This window comes from Paenibacillus sp. (assembly GCF_048976745.1).
In the GTDB taxonomy this organism is placed as follows: Bacteria; Bacillota; Bacilli; order Paenibacillales; family Paenibacillaceae; genus Paenibacillus.
The window spans coordinates 1-17,859 of sequence record NZ_JBHGUU010000017.1 but is presented as its reverse complement, the minus strand read 5'-3'; the positions used below and the strand labels follow the sequence as shown (position 1 = coordinate 17,859).

Here is a 17,859-nt window from a genome sequence, read left to right as displayed (position 1 = left end):
ACTAAATGTAGAGCAATAGTCTTAATTATGTATAAAAAAACAAGAACCCGTGCTGAATCAGCATTGGTTCTTGTTTAAAACCTTTATTTTCTATGATATTAATTCTTAAAAATTGCCTCCTACCAGCTACCAGCCAAAATTCAATGTTTTTCCCGTTTCCACCCATGTTTTGATGCTGCTTAGAATCATCCACCAGCTACTCTGTGCATTCGCAAAGGAAGGATGGTTATCTGTAAATTGATCATTAATCAGTGTCAGCTTCGTACACTCCCCCACAGTCTCCAACTGGAAGACCACTCTGGATTGAAGCTCGGCATGATTGGCATGATATGACGGTCCGGGATGCTCCTGATAACTAAGTCTGGACAATGGTTCAAATTCCAATATATCTCCATACACATGGACAGTCTCCGCACCATCATTACCTGGCCCTACATAAGCAAACGGCTGGCCTGGTTGGAAATTGGTGCGAAGTTCGCTGCCGAAAAAGCTGTTCCGTGTGCCGTCTGGTGATATTAGAGCATTCCACACCTCTTCCAGTCCTGCATTGATATAGAATTCATATTTCAGTTCCATGGACTCACTCCCTTTATGTATTGGATAAGCGATCTGCCAACCTCGCACCCCTATCCTATCGTTATACCCCAAAGGCCGTATTGTAAAAACGCGACAACAGGTAAAATATAAGCTCTTTATGTTTTCAGGAATGGTATACCCTGATCCATACAGGTTACGCCCATATAGTGCTTTCTCAGAAGATCAGATATACTAAACTGGAATGAAATAACAGGAGGGATGATTCGGATGAAACAGGTAGAACATGGAGACAGACCAAGTATGGGCCTGCTGAATCTGAATGAAGGTGATCATAAATATCAACTAACACGCCATGCTCCTTCCGAAGCACTTCGGCCTTTTGTTAAACATTACTGGATCGTATCGTGGGATCTGACTGGACTTGAACCGTATCCCCAACATGTCGTGCCTAACCCCTGTGTCAATCTGGTCGTGGAACGAAACAACACGTTTTTCTTCGGACCATCGGGACGTACATTCTCCTATCTTGTGAGCGGGAAAGGTCGTGTATTTGGCGTGAAGTTCAAACCAGGAGGTTTTTATCCCTTTCTGCGGGTTCCTGTCTCTTCATTGTACGGACAGCCGATGAATGTCTCCAATATTCTTGACGTCACAGAGGAATCCTTGGAAGACCGGCTTCTTGGGGCGGGGGATGACGCGGATAAAACTAGTTACATCGACCAGTTATTATGTGCACACCTTCCTGCTGAAGATGCTCAAGCGAGAATGGTTAACGATATTGTGCAACAGATTGAACATAACCGGGAGATGCTGAGAGTGGATGATCTATCTTCCTATTGGAATATGCATACCCGAAAGCTTCAGCGTCTGTTCAATCAGTATGTGGGCATCGGACCCAAAACGGTAATTAAGTTGTATCGTCTGCAAAATGCTGCAGAAATGATGGACCGCGGTCTTCAATGTGACCTGATCAAGCTATCTCAGGACCTTGGATATCATGATCAATCCCATTTCATCCGAGATTTCAAGTCTATTATTGGCAATACACCAGAGGAGTACTTACACGCTAGACATCCGAATGGTGAGCGCCGAGGGCTGATCAATTAAAACCTGTCCTGAAAATCAGGACAGGCGAATGACTTCTATGGGATCCCCCGTATGGATGACACCTTCTCGTTCGACCGAGCACACAATCCCACGTTTTTTGCGAGCCGCAGGCACGAATTTTTTGCGCAAACCGTCCTGTTCGTAGAATTGTTCAATCATTTTACCCGGATGTACACAGGGAAGGTTCTCTCCTTCACATATTAAACCCGTCCCGTTCGGAAATAAAAGCCGCGTTCCGGCAGGCAGTTCCGTCAATCGATCAATGCCACGGACCAGCATATTGGCACCCAGCCACTCTGGACGCACTTCAGGAATATTCATTTTCTCAGCAATAAGCGCACATTCTTCCTCAGATACAATACTGATCTGGCGGCGATTCGCAATCGGTGTACCACGCTTGTAGATTTTCTGACGCGAGTCCGCTGGACGTAGCAGACCATAATGACGGTCACCCGGAATTCCTGCGAGCTCAATGTCGACAAAAGGTACAACTCGGGTCAAAAATGTGGATGGATCATCAGCCAACAAGACGAATTGAACCGTTCCCATAGTAATCTCCTCCCTTTCCTGATCATTATCACTTCTCTATTGTTCATTATTACCCAATGAATGGATTGTCGACAATCGGCGTATGCTTACCTTTGTACGATTTTTTCATTTTTAACATTATAACTCACTTGGAAAATGATACATATTTTATACTACACACAATTAAATTGTTACAAATTAAATTTACTCTTTCCGTTCTCGTTGCAAACATTTATACTAGGATGGACAAGTAAATAAATTACATATCAGAAAGCAAGGTGTTTCCATTGATTAGTATCATTTTTGTAGCTCTTGTAGCTGTCGAACACTTTTATATCATGGTGATGGAGATGTTCATGTGGACTCGTCCACGCACAATGAAAACCTTTAATCTCACGCCGGAATTCGCCAAGTCCACCAAATCCCTCGCGGCCAATCAAGGCCTTTACAACGGATTTCTTGCGGCAGGTCTGATCTGGGGACTCCTATATCCGGATGCTGCCGTTGGACAGCATATTCAGATTTTCTTCCTGGCGTGTGTGATTATCGCGGCTCTTTATGGAGGAGCAACTTCTTCACGGTCGATCATTATCAAACAAGGATTGCCTGCGATCATTGCATTGTTGCTGGTCCTGTTTCTGTAATTTCCTGTCGATAGGTACATTGCTGCGATTCATGTTTAACTCCTTTATGATAAGGTAGTGAATAGATAGCATTGTACAATGACCAGATTCAGTCTGGGATCGGAAGGAGAATATGTCATGGGATTGTTTGACAAGCTTCGGCGGCGCAAAAAGGAGAAAGTACCTGCAGGTGGTGCTGTCGAATCGACGAATTACAGTGAAACCATCGTAGGTTTTGTCCTGCTGGAGCGTGACGATTGTGATTTTGACCTCTTCATCAGAAATATGAAGAATGAGTGGAATATTGAGATTGAGGAACGCCCGGAGGAAGGCAATCTCTTTTTCGAAGTGAATGGAATGCAGGTGGTATGTGCTCATATTGCCGCTCCTGTACCTGACCGTGAAGTTGAGGAGAATGCCAGGCTAAACATTCTTTGGCGAGAAGCGGAGCAAGTGACCTCTCGGCACCAATCTCAGATTATTGTGTCGGTTCTGAACGCAACCGATGCAATTGAGGGACATGTTCTGTTTACTCAAACAGCAAGTGCCTTGTTACAGTTGGATCACGCGCTGGCAATATATATGGCCCCCCTTGTCGTTGAAGCCAAACAGTATGTCGAAACCAGCCGTGGGATCAAACATGATGAGCTACCCGTCTCGCTCTGGATTTTCATCGGATTATTCCAGAATGCCGAAGGCGCTTCAGCTTATACTTATGGACTACGTAACTTTGGAAAAGAAGAGATGGAGATTATGCAATCTTCGGAATCCTTAAGCGATGTATTTGAGATGATGTTCATGACCACAACGTATGTGGTTGAAAATGACGTCACACTGCATGACGGGGAAACACTCGGTTTCTCGGCGGAACAAAAGCTGAGCATTTCCCTTTCCAAAGGTGTAGCAACAGAAGGTAACAGTTTGAAGATCGGCTTTTAACTGACGAAGGATTTTCACTTTATCATGTTACAATTATTGAAGCCATCTGGAGTTCATCCTCTGGGTGGCTTTTCGCTATTCAACCTTTCCTTCTGACGATGCTATGTTACAATCCCTGAATTTAACTCCAATAGGAAAAAGTAGTTCATAAGAACCACTATATTATGAATTCAGTTTTCATTCTCGTTATAAAAAGGTATAATTAATAGGCTTATAGTCTCATATATTACATACTATTTTATTATCGAGGAGTTGCCTACATGTCTGTTAGACGTTTGGATTCAACTAAACCTATTATTGAAATTATCTGGGAAGGTATCGTCACCCCTGAACATGTCGAACAAACCAATAAAGAAATTCAGAGAATAGCGGCGCAATTGGGAAATTCGTTTGATGTGCTCGTGGACATGAGAACGATGAAGGCATTTCCTCAGGATACCAAAGAAAAAATTGTAGAACATCAGAAATTACTGCTAGATTGGGGTATGAAGCGGGCTAGTGTAGCCGTAGGTGGTGCGATTGCCAAAATGCAGTTGAATCGGATTTCCAAAGAATCGGCCCACCAGACTGAATTTCAATGGGAAACGTATGACGAGGCTTTGGCCTTTTTGTTAAAATAAATTGAGGTATTACGGGGTGAGTTCAAAGAGGATATGTGTGTGCTACACGTAGCAAAAAAAGGTGTTTCCCAGGAGGAAGCACCTTTTTTTATGCAGTAATACTTTGCTTACCCTTGTTTTCTTACTTTGTAGAACGATCGCTTATCATTTAAGATTCCCAAGCACTCACTCGTACCAGCGTTACCGATGTAACACAGAGGCCTTTCTCCACAAATCCTAACCGCCTAGAGGTTCATCACCTTCTCCTGTATGCAGGGATGCGTATAACATCTCCCATAGAAAGGGGATATCCTGTTCCTCAATCGCCAATACATGATAGTTGGTCTTGGTCATGTTTGCTCCCCCTTCAGCATTTCAAATAGGCGTTCCATCTCATTCAGACTAAATTCATTCGTAATCTCGTAGTCCTCAAGATTATCTCTTGTTTTTGCCTCGCTGTAGATGGAGAGGGAATGTTCATTATAGAACGTCAGTCCGAATCCATCGGTAAAGCGACCTTCTTTATTAATGGTAATTCGCCACTCATAGTAATACGGATTCCTATCGGAAACGTCCAATTCCCGAACCTTTTTAAGTTCAACATCCTTTACCAGCTTCAGCATCTCTCTAACCTGTTTGGAATCTGTAATCGTCACTTCATCATCCTCGTTATACGGTTCATGATTAGAAACCTTTCTGATGGTCAGTCGATCCAATGTATCCAGCATCGTCATATGATCTGTAACCTCTGCTCGAAACGTCGTATGTTTGCTGGGGAGATACATCGCATATTGACCAGAGGTATACATACGCACCGAAATAGCTACAACAACAATAATCGCAACGACACCCATAATGATTTTAATTTTTCTAATCATGCCTCTCTCCTCCATCCACCACAAAACATATATAAAATGGTAAATAATGATACTTTTCAGTATATCATCTCACTGCTTCTGTTCCAAAGTTATTCTTATCTCTAATCCCTCCATTCCGATAACGTTTTTGTCTAAATATAATGATGGATAAAGCTTGAACGGTAGCGAAAAAAGCATATAAGCGGCGTATACAAGACATTCAGAACATGATTTCGTTTTCAACTCTAGTTTCCAAAATATAAATTCATGCTTGCTAATTAACTTGTTTGATTAACTAAAATTTGAACTAAAAATGACGATATACTTCATAAGCTTTATTCATTCTTACACATCCTTGACACCCTGAGGCTATATTCGGGCGGATTCAACAAGTGTACATGATCCACAAAAAGCTTGAAACAACTGCTTGTCACACACGATAATATGTTCTTTAAAGAAGTAAAGGCGTGGTAATTGTAAAACGCTAGGGGGAATTGGAATGAAGCTCAAACCAAAATTAATGATCATGTTTCTTGCCGCTGTATTGATCACCGCACTTCCACTGGCTTCACTAGGCTTGGTGCAAACCGAAAAGCAAGCCATGCGCAATGTTGATTCCAAACTGAATGGCTTAATGTCTTCTTCGGCAAATCAGTTGGATGGCTGGATCAGCAGTAATGCCAAAGTGATCGAGACATTAGCTTTTGTCATCCAGGAGGGTGTACCTGAGGGCCAACTCACAGAAGAATACTTTAACATTATGAAGCTGGGCAGTAACAAAGAAAGTCTGTCGGATCTGTATTACGGTTCAGAACAAGACGGCAGTTTCATGAATGGTTCAGACTGGTCTCCCGATGCCGATTATGATCCAAGACAGCGTCCTTGGTACCAAGTAGCGAAGCAGGCCAATCAGTTAACATTCTCTGACCCCTATCTTGATATGATGTCGAAACAATATGCGGTGTCGATTGCCATGCCGGTCCAAAATAAAGAAGGCGCATTGCAAGGGGTTGTCGCAGGCGACTTGTTGCTCTCTACACTTACCGATACAGTGGCAAAAATAAATCTGGACGGACTGGGCTACACCTTTTTAATCGATAAAAACGGACTGCTTCTGGCTCACCCTGATGATAAACTCGTTAACACTTCAGTCACTGATAACGCGGAGTTAAACCCGCTGCTGGCAGATATGCGGGCGAATCCATCAGGTCAGAAGCCTTTCCAAAATAATGGCGAGGGTTACCTGTTGTTCTATCATCAAATTCCAAGCACTGGCTGGGTTGTAGGCTCCATCATCTCTGAGAAGTTGGCCTACGCTGAGTATTATAAATTGCGCAATAACTACATTCTGATTATCGCTATCACCTTACTGGTTGTGCTTGCAGGTGCCTATTGGGTTGCAACACTTTTCATTAAGCCGCTGAGAAGTCTGCATGGAACATCCCGCCAAATGTCGAGTGGTGACTTTACAGGACGGGTGCAGATCAAAGGCAAGGATGAGTTCGCAGAGCTTGGTATGGCATTCAATCAGATGTCCGATCAGCTTAGCTCACTGTTCAGACAAGTAACAGCTTCTGCTGACCGCGTACAACGTATTTCGGGTGAGATGCAAGAGCATACGGATAACACCAAGCGCATCGCTGAGCAGATCTCCATTGCTACGGATGAACTCGCTCAGGGCTCCAGTACACAAGCCGAATCGGTGTATGATGGCTCAAGCCGTCTGTCGGAGATGAGTGATAGTGTCGGCGGTATTAATCGCAGTGTGGAGCGGTCCGTAACGATGATGCGTGAAGCAGGAGAAGCCATGCTGGCTGGTTTACAAGCGGTGGATCACCAGGTGGAACTTTCGGATGGCAACCGCCAATCGATTGATCGTGTCGGTGAATCAATCTCCCTACTCGCAGACAAATCACAGAAAATTGAAGGAATCGTCAGCATGATTCAGGCTATTGCCTCCCAGACCAACCTGCTTGCCCTGAATGCTTCCATTGAAGCGGCCAGAGCGGGTGAACATGGACGTGGATTTGCGGTGGTTGCCGAGGAAGTGCGCAAATTGGCTGAACAATCCGCAGGCTCTGCTCAGGATATCATCGTATTATTGAATGAAATCCAGGCAGCAAGCCGCCAAAGTGTGAGCGAGGTGGATTCTGCTGAACATGGTATTGAGCAGCAGGTCGCTGCCGTGCATGAGATGCGCAATTCGTTTATGCGAATCAAACAATCCATTGAAGGTATCGACAACCAGCTTCAGCAGGTATCGTCCGCAACAAACGAATTGGATAACAGCTCTGGCAAGATCGCTGAAGTGATCTCCAGTGTTGCGGCCATGTCGGAACAGAGTGCCGCTTCCACGGAAGAAGTTGCTTCTTCTACACAGGAACAGTTCAATTACATCACGAGTATCTCGGAGCGCTCCAATGAACTGGCACAACAAGCCAATACGCTCGCCGAAGAAGTGAAAAGGTTCAAGATATAAATTAACAAAAGGATGTCCCCTAAGTCATGAACATGACGGGTGACATCCTCTTTTAGTGTTATTTTAGTGTTAATTTTGTTTTAATCAAACCTGACACACGCTATTCGCTCCCATTTGGCCCTTCCCTATCCTGATACAAGAATATGACACAAGTAAACTTGGACAGCTTGGCCTCACGGCTGGTCGGCGTATGCTGGGAACCTCATTGTTTTCAGCTCAATACACGACCTGCAGACTCTCGGATAACCAGTTCGGGCTTCAGCACAATCTTCTGTGGCTCTTTTTGTTCATCCTTTAACTCTTCAATCAACAGATCTACAGCGCGATGTCCCAGTTCTTCAATTGGTTGGGCAACGGTTGTAAGCGGTGGACTGGTTACCGAAGCCAGAATGGTATTATCAAACCCGATAATCGACACATCCTCTGGAACACGTAACCCCAGCTCTTTGGCTGCCTGAAGAGCACCAATGGCCTGAATGTCATTACAACAGAACAAACCTGTTGGGTGATTGTTCTCACCGAGAAGCAGTAGCGCCTCTTTTTTGGCCGAGCTCAGGTCAGCTGCAGATTCTCGGATCTGAGTCGGTTCCAACGTATAACCTGCCTTAATCAATGCTTCACGGAATCCGCGTACACGTTCCTGACTGCTGCTGACTTTGGACGGTTCCGACAATACCGCTACACGGGTGTGCCCAAGTTCAAGCAGATGCTCCGCTGCGAGTGCCCCGCCGAGTATGTCGTCAATGGTGACCGTATGTACGGACAGGGATGGCATATGACGGGCAATCAGAGCAACAGGTATCGATTGTTGCAGGAGGGGAGATAAAATTTCGGCATTATCGATCCCGGTTCCGATCATCATGCCATCGACCCTTTTTTGCTGGAGCAGGTTCAGGTAACGCTCTACCCGCTCGTCCTTATTATCCGTACTGCAGATGACCACGCTGTAGCCCAATTGACGGCTACGATCCTCCACCGCTCTGGCGAGTTCTGCAAAATACGGATTTGAGATGTCCGGTACGAGCAGCCCCAATGTATACGTCTGCTTGCCTGTAAGTGCAGCTGCGATCGCGCTGGGCTGATAGTGAAGGCGTTCCATGATCTCCATAATCTCGGTACGCCGCTTCTCACTGATCTTGCCTTTGCCATTAATGACCTGCGAGACGGTTGCAATGGATACACCCGCCTCGCGTGCGATATCGTATATGGTTGCTTTCATTGTTTTTTCCCCATTTGTGCTATATATAAATTTCGTTATACATAGATAATTGTTCTCTTCTCATTATGCAGGGGGAAGTCTGCATACGCAACTTGAAGCGAGCACAATGTGCGTAGCATGAACTGTTTTACTTTTTCATCAACCACTCATGGTCAGGGTCGTTATGGAATTTCCATGTCCGCGTTGGGCCAGCCATCACGTTCAGATAATACACCTCATACCCCGGAGGGGCACCTACCGGATGATATCCGTCCGGCACAAGCACCACTTCCCCGTTCTTCACTGCCAGCGTCTCATCCACAGAGCGATCATCCGTGTAAATGCGCTGAATGGCAAACCCCTGCTCAGGCTGTACACGGAAATAATACGTCTCTTCCAGCAAAGATTCATCCGGGAGTGCGTCCCGATCATGCTTATGTGGCGGATAACTAGACCAATGCCCATCTGGTGTGAATACCTCAACAACGAGCAAGCTGTCCGCTTCCTTCTGTTCCGGCAAAATGTTATGAATCTGGCGCTCCAGATTGCCATACCCTCTCGCCTCTACCCCTACATCTTCGGGTGCAATGAGACGAGCCGGGTACGTGCCTTTACCGGGTGCAACACATATAGCGATTTCCAGTTCGGTACGTGCTGTGATCTGCACTTGATCGGAAGTTGAGACGTAGACCGAATACGGTGGAATTTTCTCGAAAACACTCATTCTTTTTCCGATATTATCCCATGTGTGCTCTCGGGTACTTACATTGGCAAAACCACTGAGAAGCACTACACAGAGTTCCTGATCACCGCTCTCACGGGTTAACGTCTCCCCTTCTGCCAACTTCGCTACCTGAAATCCAACATATTCCCAACCGGCCGACTCCGGTGTTACGTTGATAAGCGTACCGTCCCCCTCCGGGTTGACCACGGGTTTCACAATACGTTCTGACATCTTGCAACCACTCCTTTCTGTAGTCGTCCATAACAACCTGATGCATATAAAAGGAACAAAACTTGGACTATTCATGCGCTCTATTCAAAAAAAGTGACTTAAATCATCCACCTAGGGCGTTGCCGTTTGTGATTCCAGGGACACCCCAGGGACTTCACTCAGCTTCACAGGTCTTCCCCGCTCCATGGACATTTTTGCTGCCAGCGCAATTCGCTCTGCCTGTACTGCATCGTGGCCATCTACGATAACCGGTGTATCATGGATGATTGCATCGATAAAGAGGGCCGTCTCCTGTACATACGCTTCGTTGTAGCGCTCCAGGAAAAAGTGTAAAGGCTTATCGCGCATAAGCCCGGCCGCTGTACTGATCTCAGCCGTATTTGGATGATCATTCGCCGCTGCGGCGCTGCCCATCGAGCCGAACACTTCAACACGCTGATCGTATCCGTATACAGCCTGACGGCTGTTATCAATAACACCAATCGCCCCGTTGGCAAACGTCATCGTTACAATCGCCGTATCCACATCACCATGTTCCGCAAAGACCGGATTGATTAGCACGTTGCCCTGAGCGTACACTTCTTCCACTTCACTCCCGGACAGATACCGAGCCATGTCAAAATCGTGGATCATCATGTCCATGAAGATCCCGCCAGACACCCGGATATACTCCGCAGGTGGTGGGGACGGGTCGCGAGAAGTGATTTTGATAATATGCGGATCACCAATCGTACCATCCTGCACATGGGCACGTACCCGTCTGAAGTTGTGATCGAAGCGGCGGTTAAACCCGATCTGCAGCTTCACACCAGCCTTCTGTACTGCTGCTACAGCTGCTTGGGTCTGCGCCAGATCCATGCTAACCGGTTTCTCGCAGAAGATGTGTTTGCCCGCCTGAGCTGCCTGTTCGATCAGCGGCACATGTGTATCTGTTGAAGAACAGATCAGCACCGCATCTACATTAGGCATCGAGATCAACTGGCTGCTGTCCGTTGTTACAACAGGAATGCCACGTCTGGAGGCCCAAGCCTCCAATTCAGGACCGGCAAACAGGTCACTGATTCCCACAATCTCGGCATGCGGGTTGCGCAGGAGATTGTCTGCATGAATTTTGCCGATCCGTCCAGCACCGATGATGCCAATTCTCACTTTGTCCTTGCCCATTCTGTTATCCTCCCTATGTGCGTCCATATGGGCTGGGCGTTCCCCTTAGCCCGAGTTATGCGCTGGTTGTTACCAGCGCGCCGTTACCATCTTCTTGCGAGTGTAGAATTCAACACCATCCGTGCCATTGGCATGCAGGTCACCATAGAAGGATTTTTTCCAACCGGAAAACGGGAAAAATGCCATTGGTGCAGGTACACCCAAGTTAATCCCCAACATGCCTGCATCAATCGTCTCACGGAATTGACGCATACTTGCCCCGCTACGGGTGAACAGACACGCACCATTCGCAAAGTCGGAACGGTTCGCAAGCTCAACGGCTTCCTCCAGCGTAGACACTCTTGCCACCGAGAGTACTGGAGCAAAGATCTCATCCTGCCAGATTTTCATATTGCTCTGCACTTGGTCGAATACTGTTGGCCCTACAAAATAACCGGATTCACCTGTCGCCTGATCCTTACGTCCATCCCGAATCAAGGCCGCGCCTTCCTGCTCTCCGGATTCAATGTAACCGAGTGTACGCTCTTTATGTGGTCCACGGATGACAGGACCGAGGAACACGCCTTCATCCATACCGTTACCAATGGTAATGCGATCTGCTGCTTCCACCAGCTTTTGCACCAATTCATCAGCCACATCACCGACAGCCACAACAACCGAACATGCCATGCAACGTTCCCCTGCCGAGCCAAAGGCTGCACTCGTAATTTCTTTTACCGTTAAATCCAGATCGGCGTCCGGCATAACGATGGAGTGGTTTTTGGCACCTGCGAGTGCCTGTACCCGTTTGCCATGCTTGGATGCAGTGGTGTAGACGTATTCAGCTACAGGTTGTGATCCGACAAAGGAGATCGCTTGAACATCCTTATGTTCCAACAGGCCGTTCACGACATCATGTGCACCGTGTACGATGTTGAGCACGCCGTCCGGAAGCCCTGCTTCCTTGAATAGTTCTGCCAGGCGGCCTGCCAGCAATGGTGTACGCTCGGACGGCTTCAGGACAAAGGTGTTACCACAAGCAATAGCCAGCGGGAACATCCAGCACGGTACCATCATCGGGAAGTTGAACGGGGTAATGCCCCCAATTACGCCGATAGGGTAACGATACATGCCCGACTCCAGTCCTGTCGCGATATCAGGCAGTTGTTTGCCCATCATCAGATTCGGGGCACCTGCCGCGAACTCGACACACTCAATGCCACGTAATACCTCTCCGTAGGCTTCAGCGTAGCTTTTGCCGTTCTCCAGCGTTACCAAGCGGGCGAGCTCTTCCCAATGTTCCACCAGCAACTGCTGGTAGCGGAACAGAATACGTGCACGGCGCGGAACCGGTGTGCCGCTCCAGGACTTGAATGCTTCCCGTGCCGTCTGTACGGCGAGATCTACGTCCGCTTGTTCAGACAGTGGCACATGTGCAATAACTTCTTCCGTGGCCGGATTCACCACCGGCTCGGTACGGGTTGCCGCTGGGGTCACCCAGGCACCCCCAATCCAGTTTTGTACCATTGTCGCTGTTGCAGATGCTTCAGATATTCCTTTTCCCATAGCCCTGTCTCCCTTCGCTTATATGTGATCTCTTATGTTCAACTTATATCATTGATGTTGATCTGTATGAGCGTGTTATTCAACGTATTGCAATGAGCTTCAAGACACGGTGATCTCGCCCCGATTGCAACGTTCGATGTAATCATTCACCTGTTCCACCGTTGGCATCGCATCCGAACAGCTGTGGCTTGAAATGACGATGCTTGCTGCCCCACTGCCATACGCCATACTACGCTCAATCGTCCAGCCCTGCATCAATCCATATAGGAACCCGGCGGCGTAGGAGTCGCCTGCACCGAACGTTTTGACCACTTTGGCCGGATAGCTGTCCGCACGGTGGGAAAGCCCTTCACGCGTATAAGCAATGGAGCCTTCCTTCCCGTGTTTGATGACTACAATCTTCGCTGAGAAATCAAACCATTTCTGTGCAGTCACCTGATCACTATGATCCGGATTGTGGTCGAATGTCTCCATCATGTCGAACTCTTCGCGTGTGCCCAGGATAATGTCGCATTTCTCGGCTGCGAGGTTATAATAGACCGCTGTCTCTTCGTCTGATGTCCATGTATATGGACGATAGTCCAGATCAAACACAATAACGGTGCCATGTTTTTTCGCATACGTTAGTGCCTGTAATACGGCTTCACGAGAAGGGCTCTGCGCAAGGGCGGTGCCTGAGATTAGCAGTACTTTGGAGTCAGCAATCAATTGCTCTTGTACCTCTTGCGCCCGTAATAACAGATCCGCTACATTGTCCCGGTACATCAGGATACTGCAATCGGTCGGGCTTTTGATCTCGGTAAAAGCAAGTCCTGTCACCGCTCCGGTGTCATCAGTAACCACGTTGGATGTGTCGATGCCGTTTTTCTCCAGATAACTATGGATGAATCGACCCATCTGGTCATTGGCAATCTTACCGATAAAAGCTGTCTCCATACCCAGTCTGGACATGCCTATCGTAATATTGGCCGGCGAGCCGCCTACATACTTTGTGAACGTCATCGTCTCTTCCATCGGACGATTAATCTCATTGGCGTTCAAGTCGATGCACAAGCGACCAATCGCGGTGAAATCCTTCTTCCTTGATTCTGGAAAGGATACATAGGTCATTGCATGTGAGCCCCTTTCTGTGTTGAGATTTTACATGTTGTATATGGATATCTGGACTAGTTACTCAATCCATCGTGAGGATTAATAAACGTAAACGTCTAGAAAAGGTTAGTTTTATTTTTCAAGCGTAACGTTATAGTTGTTTTGATAGCCTTCTTGCTTTTCACTTCATGGGTAGGGTGCTCTCCCCATCGCTATGTCTGTATCAGCTATGTTGGTATAAGGACTCCATATAGTTCAAGGAGCGTTTGGCATACTCATACGGGTTATGAATCGCAGGGTCCTGCTCTCCTTCAAGCATCGCCCAGCCATCGTATCCTCGTGTGATCAGTTCTTGCAGAATTGGTGCAAAATCAATGCATCCATCCCCTGGTACGGTAAACACGCCTCTACGAATACAGCCGACAAAGTCGGATTGCTCCGCACGTGCTTCATCCAGCACATGAGGGCGGATATCTTTCAGATGGATATAAGCGATCCGATCATAATGTTTGCGCAGCAGTTCCAGCGGATTGGCTCCGCCATAGTAGGCATGACCTGTATCATAGAGCAGATATACGAGAGAAGGGTCTGTCAGCTCCATCAGTCGATCAATCTCATCCGGTTGTTCTACCACTGTGCCTCCATGATGATGGTACGTGAGCTTCAACCCATGTTCGCGGGCAATAGCTCCTGCTTCGTTTAATCCTTCAGCGAGGATATGCCATGCAGATTCGCTGAGTCTGAGCACTTCTTTTTCATTCGGGGTTCGTCTTGGATCAAAATGAAGTGACCCACCTACTTCTGCCGTACTAATCACCTTACTGCCCATGGATTGCAGAAATTCCGCATGTCTGCGATAACTGTCCAGCTCCGACTGACGATACGCCGGATCGGAGAAAAGTACGGATTTCCACTGGGAGACCAGCTTGATATTCCTTTTGCTCAATTCCTCACGCAATATAGCAGGATCAGTTGGATATTTACGTCCCATCTCTGTACCTGTCAGCCCAAGACGCTGAATATCATCCAGAATCTGTGCACACGTTGTCGCATCACCATGTTCCTTCACATCTTCACCGACCCAATTGATCGGATGGATCCCAAGCTGGAATGGCAGCTTGCTCATTGCTCCACGTCTCCTTTGTCGTTCAACATTATGGTTCACTTGGAATGTAGACTCTTATATAAATTGAACTAAAGAATATTTACACGGCACATTCCGATGACAGAACAACCTTCCGATGCAGCTTGCTTTTAGACAGATTTTGGCTCCGCTTCTTCAGGGCCTCCTTTAGAAGGACTACACTAATAAACCGGACTAAATAGGTCTTGCTTTGGCACGGTTGGCTTGCATGGTGTGATGTGCATGAACTACCTTTTCCTCGGCAGATACTTCGGGCACACCTACATTCCACCATGATTCGTATCCACCTGCGTTGGTTCCAGGCACGACCGGAATCTCAATCAACGTACTCACCGTTTCGTTCTTCGCATCTCGGATTGCCTGTTCCAGCTGTTCTGCCGTCTCGGCTCTATAGGATTTGGCTCCCATGCTTCGAGCATGTGCAGCAAAGTCTATTGGCATGTAATCCCCGGTTAGTCGTCCACTCTCGGATTCCCGATAACGGAACTCATTGCCGAACCCATCACTACCATGTTCCCGCTGCAAATTATGAATACACTGGAATCCATTATTGTTGAATAATAGAACGGTCATCTTCTTCTGTTCCTGCAAACTGGTCACAAACTCCGAATGCAGCATCAGATAACTGCCATCCCCTACCATGGCGTACACCTCACGATCCGGCTCGGCAAGTGCTGCTCCGAACGCTCCGCTTACCTCGTACCCCATACAGGAGAATCCATACTCCATGTGATACGTCTTTGGTTCAGACGCACGCCACAGACGATGCAGATCGCCTGGCAGACTACCTGCCGCACAGACGATGACGGAAGATGGATCAATAGTCCGGTTAACCACACCGACTGCTGTAGTCTGGGCCAGCCCAGCTTCATGTTGTGCGCCATACAGCCGATCCACTTCTGCATTCCACTCAGCGCGGAGATCAGCAATTTCAGATGCACCATACGCACTGCGGTATTGCCTCTGCTGCAATTCCTTCTGTAAAACCTGTAATCCTTCGCGTGCATCTGCCAGAATGGCTTCTCCGCCTAACTTGTCGGCATCCATACCGTTCAGGTTGATGTTAATAAATGATGCTTCCGGATGCTGAAAAGCAGAGCGGGACGCCGTCGTAAAATCGGAGAAACGAGTACCGACGCCGATCACCACATCCGCTTCTCTCGCCAGCCTGTTTGCTGCCAGAGAGCCGGTAACCCCGATGGCCCCCACATTCAGTGGGTGGTCCCAAGGGACTGCGCTCTTGCCCGCCTGCGTCTCGGCGATCGGAATGCCAAATGCTTCGGCGAACTCCACGAGTTGAACGGACGCCTCAGAATACAACACACCGCCGCCTGCAACGAGAAGCGGCTTGCTGCCACGGGCAATTTGCTCCGTTGCCCGTTCAATGGCTGCTTGTACCGGGGGGCGACGGTCCAGATAATGTACTTTGCGTGCAAAAAACGATTCCGGATAATCGTACGCTTCTGCCTGTACGTCCTGCGGCAGTGCGAGCGTTACGGCTCCCGTCTCTGCCGGATCGGTTAGTACTCGCATGGCCTGTGTAACAGCAATCATCAACTGTTCGGGACGAACGATGCGATCCCAGTACTTGCTGACGGCTTTGAATGGATCAGTTGCCGAGATTGTATAATCACTGCTCACTTCCAACTGCTGTAGTACAGGGTCCGGTTCCCGTGTCGCGAAGTTGTCTCCAGGAAGTAATAAAACCGGAATCCGGTTCACCGTTGCCGTAGCTGCCGCTGTAATCATATTCAAAGCACCAGGTCCTATGGATGTTGTACACGCATAGATCTGTCTGCGATTCTTCTGCTTGGCATAGGCCGCTGCCGTATGCACCATACCTTGTTCGTTCTTGCCTTGCATATACGTCAGGCTTCCCGGACTGCGCTCCAGCGCTTCCCCAATGCCTGTTACGTTCCCATGTCCAAAAATACCGATGATTCCCTTCACAAACTTGATTTCCACCCCGTCAACCGAGATATATTGCTGATCCAGATATCGAAGCAATGCCTGAGCCATCGTTAGTCGAATTGTATTCATGAATTGATCGCCTTCCTTTCCTCTACGGGTTAAGCGCTTAATCTACGTTAAGTTTAAGCGCCTTACCCCTAAAGGTTAAGCGCTTAATTGATATGGTATTACAGGTTAATGATTTACGCAAGCTATTTTTGTAAGCGTTTTTATAAAATGTGATAAAGCAAAGATATTCAGTGTTCGAAGGTGCACAAGACTAGACCTTCTCCAGTCGAACATTTCCACAATGACAAAGGACCCATTTTAAAAGAGGGGAATATATCGTGAGGATGGGATACATGCTCGTACATGCGAGTTAGCCATATAATCTGTGATCTCTGTATACAATCATGATTCATATGCCTGTGAATGCAAAAAAAGAAAGAGACGGTGAATACCATCTCTTTCTTTTCATTATTTAAGCGGGTGATGGGAATCGAACCCACGCTATTAGCTTGGAAGGCTAAAGTTCTACCATTGAACTACACCCGCATAACAACAATCGGGATGACACGATTTGAACATGCGACCCCCTGGTCCCAAACCAGGTGCTCTACCAAGCTGAGCTACATCCCGTTATCTATACCGGCGAGAGGACTCGAACCTCCACGGTTTCCCACTCGATTTTGAGTCGAGCGCGTCTGCCATTCCGCCACGCCGGCAAAGTATGAAGTTATAATGGCGCGCCCTGAGAGATTCGAACTCCCGGCCTTTTGATTCGTAGTCAAACGCTCTATCCAGCTGAGCTAAGGGCGCAAAATATTGGAGCGGAAGACGGGAATCGAACCCGCGACCCTCGCCTTGGCAAGGCGATGCTCTACCGCTGAGCCACTTCCGCAAATAAAGGATGCGCGTGGAGGGACTTGAACCCCCACGTCAAAGACGCTAGATCCTAAGTCTAGTGCGTCTGCCAATTCCGCCACACGCGCATATAATGGTGAGTCATGAAGGGCTCGAACCTTCGACACCCTGATTAAAAGTCAGGTGCTCTACCAACTGAGCTAATGACTCATAGAAAACTGGTGGAGGATGATGGATTCGAACCACCGAACCCGTACGGGAGCAGATTTACAGTCTGA

At 47.6% G+C, this 17,859-nt stretch carries 15 protein-coding genes and 7 tRNA genes; 5 read left to right on the top strand and 17 right to left on the bottom strand.

Going from position 1 to position 17,859, the window contains the following annotated elements:
- Nucleotides 1–126 precede the first annotated feature (126 nt).
- Nucleotides 127–576, bottom strand: a complete 450-nt coding sequence (locus ACE3K2_RS22360) for an SRPBCC family protein (RefSeq protein ID WP_091019847.1) — start codon at nt 574–576, stop codon at nt 127–129.
- Between the two features lie 228 nt (nt 577–804).
- Here ACE3K2_RS22360 and ACE3K2_RS22355 point away from each other — a divergent pair, with 228 nt between their 5' ends.
- Nucleotides 805–1,644, top strand: a complete 840-nt coding sequence (locus ACE3K2_RS22355) for an AraC family transcriptional regulator (protein ID WP_421895196.1) — start codon at nt 805–807, stop codon at nt 1,642–1,644.
- Nucleotides 1,645–1,659: 15 nt separating this feature from the next.
- On the opposite strand, the gene ACE3K2_RS22350 is transcribed toward ACE3K2_RS22355, so the two are convergent.
- Nucleotides 1,660–2,193 carry an MOSC domain-containing protein gene (locus ACE3K2_RS22350; RefSeq protein ID WP_421895193.1) on the bottom strand — a complete coding sequence of 178 codons (534 nt, stop codon included), beginning with the start codon at nt 2,191–2,193 and terminating at the stop codon, nt 1,660–1,662.
- A 266-nt stretch (nt 2,194–2,459) separates the two neighbouring features.
- On the opposite strand from ACE3K2_RS22350, the gene ACE3K2_RS22345 reads away from it, so the two are divergent.
- From ACE3K2_RS22345 to ACE3K2_RS22335, 3 genes are all read left to right on the top strand, one after another.
- Nucleotides 2,460–2,816 carry a DUF1304 domain-containing protein gene (locus tag ACE3K2_RS22345; RefSeq protein WP_179198648.1) on the top strand — a complete coding sequence of 119 codons (357 nt, stop codon included), beginning with the start codon at nt 2,460–2,462 and terminating at the stop codon, nt 2,814–2,816.
- Nucleotides 2,817–2,933: 117 nt separating this feature from the next.
- Nucleotides 2,934–3,734, top strand: a complete 801-nt coding sequence (locus ACE3K2_RS22340; RefSeq protein WP_421895189.1) for a DUF4261 domain-containing protein — start codon at nt 2,934–2,936, stop codon at nt 3,732–3,734.
- 260 nt (nt 3,735–3,994) lie between these two features.
- The gene (locus ACE3K2_RS22335) at nt 3,995–4,354 is read left to right on the top strand and encodes a hypothetical protein (protein ID WP_421895186.1); all 360 of its coding nucleotides are present in this window, start codon (nt 3,995–3,997) and stop codon (nt 4,352–4,354) included.
- A gap of 329 nt (nt 4,355–4,683) precedes the next feature.
- On the opposite strand, the gene ACE3K2_RS22330 is transcribed toward ACE3K2_RS22335, so the two are convergent.
- On the bottom strand, nt 4,684–5,211 hold the full coding sequence (locus tag ACE3K2_RS22330; protein WP_421895183.1) for a hypothetical protein: 528 nt from the start codon (nt 5,209–5,211) through the stop codon (nt 4,684–4,686).
- 478 nt (nt 5,212–5,689) lie between these two features.
- On the opposite strand from ACE3K2_RS22330, the gene ACE3K2_RS22325 reads away from it, so the two are divergent.
- Entirely contained in the window at nt 5,690–7,669 is a 1,980-nt protein-coding gene (locus ACE3K2_RS22325) for a methyl-accepting chemotaxis protein (RefSeq protein WP_421895180.1), read from the top strand.
- A 211-nt stretch (nt 7,670–7,880) separates the two neighbouring features.
- On the opposite strand, the gene ACE3K2_RS22320 is transcribed toward ACE3K2_RS22325, so the two are convergent.
- From ACE3K2_RS22320 to ACE3K2_RS22255, 14 genes are all read right to left on the bottom strand, one after another.
- Nucleotides 7,881–8,888, bottom strand: a complete 1,008-nt coding sequence (locus ACE3K2_RS22320; RefSeq protein ID WP_421895177.1) for a LacI family DNA-binding transcriptional regulator — start codon at nt 8,886–8,888, stop codon at nt 7,881–7,883.
- 127 nt (nt 8,889–9,015) lie between these two features.
- A complete protein-coding gene (iolB, locus tag ACE3K2_RS22315) occupies nt 9,016–9,822 on the bottom strand; it encodes a 5-deoxy-glucuronate isomerase (RefSeq protein ID WP_074093115.1) in 807 nt (268 codons plus the stop codon).
- A 111-nt stretch (nt 9,823–9,933) separates the two neighbouring features.
- Nucleotides 9,934–10,986: an inositol 2-dehydrogenase gene (iolG, locus tag ACE3K2_RS22310; RefSeq protein ID WP_421895173.1), complete on the bottom strand. Its 1,053-nt coding sequence runs from the start codon at nt 10,984–10,986 to the stop codon at nt 9,934–9,936.
- Nucleotides 10,987–11,055: 69 nt separating this feature from the next.
- Nucleotides 11,056–12,531 (bottom strand): CoA-acylating methylmalonate-semialdehyde dehydrogenase, encoded by a 1,476-nt coding sequence (locus tag ACE3K2_RS22305; protein ID WP_421895170.1) that lies wholly within the window; start codon nt 12,529–12,531, stop codon nt 11,056–11,058.
- 99 nt (nt 12,532–12,630) lie between these two features.
- Nucleotides 12,631–13,641: a 5-dehydro-2-deoxygluconokinase gene (iolC, locus tag ACE3K2_RS22300; RefSeq protein ID WP_421895167.1), complete on the bottom strand. Its 1,011-nt coding sequence runs from the start codon at nt 13,639–13,641 to the stop codon at nt 12,631–12,633.
- Nucleotides 13,642–13,846: 205 nt separating this feature from the next.
- On the bottom strand, nt 13,847–14,749 hold the full coding sequence (gene iolE, locus ACE3K2_RS22295) for a myo-inosose-2 dehydratase (RefSeq protein WP_421895164.1): 903 nt from the start codon (nt 14,747–14,749) through the stop codon (nt 13,847–13,849).
- 192 nt (nt 14,750–14,941) lie between these two features.
- Complete coding sequence (gene iolD, locus ACE3K2_RS22290) at nt 14,942–16,807, bottom strand: 3D-(3,5/4)-trihydroxycyclohexane-1,2-dione acylhydrolase (decyclizing) (protein ID WP_421895161.1); 1,866 nt, start codon at nt 16,805–16,807, stop codon at nt 14,942–14,944.
- 394 nt (nt 16,808–17,201) lie between these two features.
- Nucleotides 17,202–17,272: transfer RNA gene (locus ACE3K2_RS22285), tRNA-Gly, on the bottom strand.
- A gap of 10 nt (nt 17,273–17,282) precedes the next feature.
- Nucleotides 17,283–17,356, bottom strand: a tRNA-Pro gene (locus ACE3K2_RS22280).
- A 7-nt stretch (nt 17,357–17,363) separates the two neighbouring features.
- Nucleotides 17,364–17,442: transfer RNA gene (locus ACE3K2_RS22275), tRNA-Leu, on the bottom strand.
- Between the two features lie 17 nt (nt 17,443–17,459).
- Nucleotides 17,460–17,536: transfer RNA gene (locus ACE3K2_RS22270), tRNA-Arg, on the bottom strand.
- Between the two features lie 7 nt (nt 17,537–17,543).
- Nucleotides 17,544–17,618: transfer RNA gene (locus tag ACE3K2_RS22265), tRNA-Gly, on the bottom strand.
- A gap of 10 nt (nt 17,619–17,628) precedes the next feature.
- Nucleotides 17,629–17,709: transfer RNA gene (locus ACE3K2_RS22260), tRNA-Leu, on the bottom strand.
- Nucleotides 17,710–17,715: 6 nt separating this feature from the next.
- Nucleotides 17,716–17,791: transfer RNA gene (locus ACE3K2_RS22255), tRNA-Lys, on the bottom strand.
- Between the last annotated feature and the right edge of the window lie 68 nt (nt 17,792–17,859).

What these genes read in the sequence shown, in the direction of transcription:
- ACE3K2_RS22360 (WP_091019847.1), bottom strand. Translation starts at nt 576, where the DNA reads ATGGAACTGAAATATGAATTCTATATCAATGCAGGACTGGAAGAGGTG.
- ACE3K2_RS22355 (WP_421895196.1), top strand. Translation starts at nt 805, where the DNA reads ATGAAACAGGTAGAACATGGAGACAGACCAAGTATGGGCCTGCTGAAT.
- ACE3K2_RS22350 (WP_421895193.1), bottom strand. Translation starts at nt 2,193, where the DNA reads ATGGGAACGGTTCAATTCGTCTTGTTGGCTGATGATCCATCCACATTT.
- ACE3K2_RS22340 (WP_421895189.1), top strand. Translation starts at nt 2,934, where the DNA reads ATGGGATTGTTTGACAAGCTTCGGCGGCGCAAAAAGGAGAAAGTACCT.
- ACE3K2_RS22335 (WP_421895186.1), top strand. Translation starts at nt 3,995, where the DNA reads ATGTCTGTTAGACGTTTGGATTCAACTAAACCTATTATTGAAATTATC.
- ACE3K2_RS22330 (WP_421895183.1), bottom strand. Translation starts at nt 5,211, where the DNA reads ATGATTAGAAAAATTAAAATCATTATGGGTGTCGTTGCGATTATTGTT.
- ACE3K2_RS22325 (WP_421895180.1), top strand. Translation starts at nt 5,690, where the DNA reads ATGAAGCTCAAACCAAAATTAATGATCATGTTTCTTGCCGCTGTATTG.
- ACE3K2_RS22320 (WP_421895177.1), bottom strand. Translation starts at nt 8,888, where the DNA reads ATGAAAGCAACCATATACGATATCGCACGCGAGGCGGGTGTATCCATT.
- iolB (WP_074093115.1), bottom strand. Translation starts at nt 9,822, where the DNA reads ATGTCAGAACGTATTGTGAAACCCGTGGTCAACCCGGAGGGGGACGGT.
- iolG (WP_421895173.1), bottom strand. Translation starts at nt 10,986, where the DNA reads ATGGGCAAGGACAAAGTGAGAATTGGCATCATCGGTGCTGGACGGATC.
- ACE3K2_RS22305 (WP_421895170.1), bottom strand. Translation starts at nt 12,531, where the DNA reads ATGGGAAAAGGAATATCTGAAGCATCTGCAACAGCGACAATGGTACAA.
- iolC (WP_421895167.1), bottom strand. Translation starts at nt 13,641, where the DNA reads ATGACCTATGTATCCTTTCCAGAATCAAGGAAGAAGGATTTCACCGCG.
- iolE (WP_421895164.1), bottom strand. Translation starts at nt 14,749, where the DNA reads ATGAGCAAGCTGCCATTCCAGCTTGGGATCCATCCGATCAATTGGGTC.
- iolD (WP_421895161.1), bottom strand. Translation starts at nt 16,807, where the DNA reads ATGAATACAATTCGACTAACGATGGCTCAGGCATTGCTTCGATATCTG.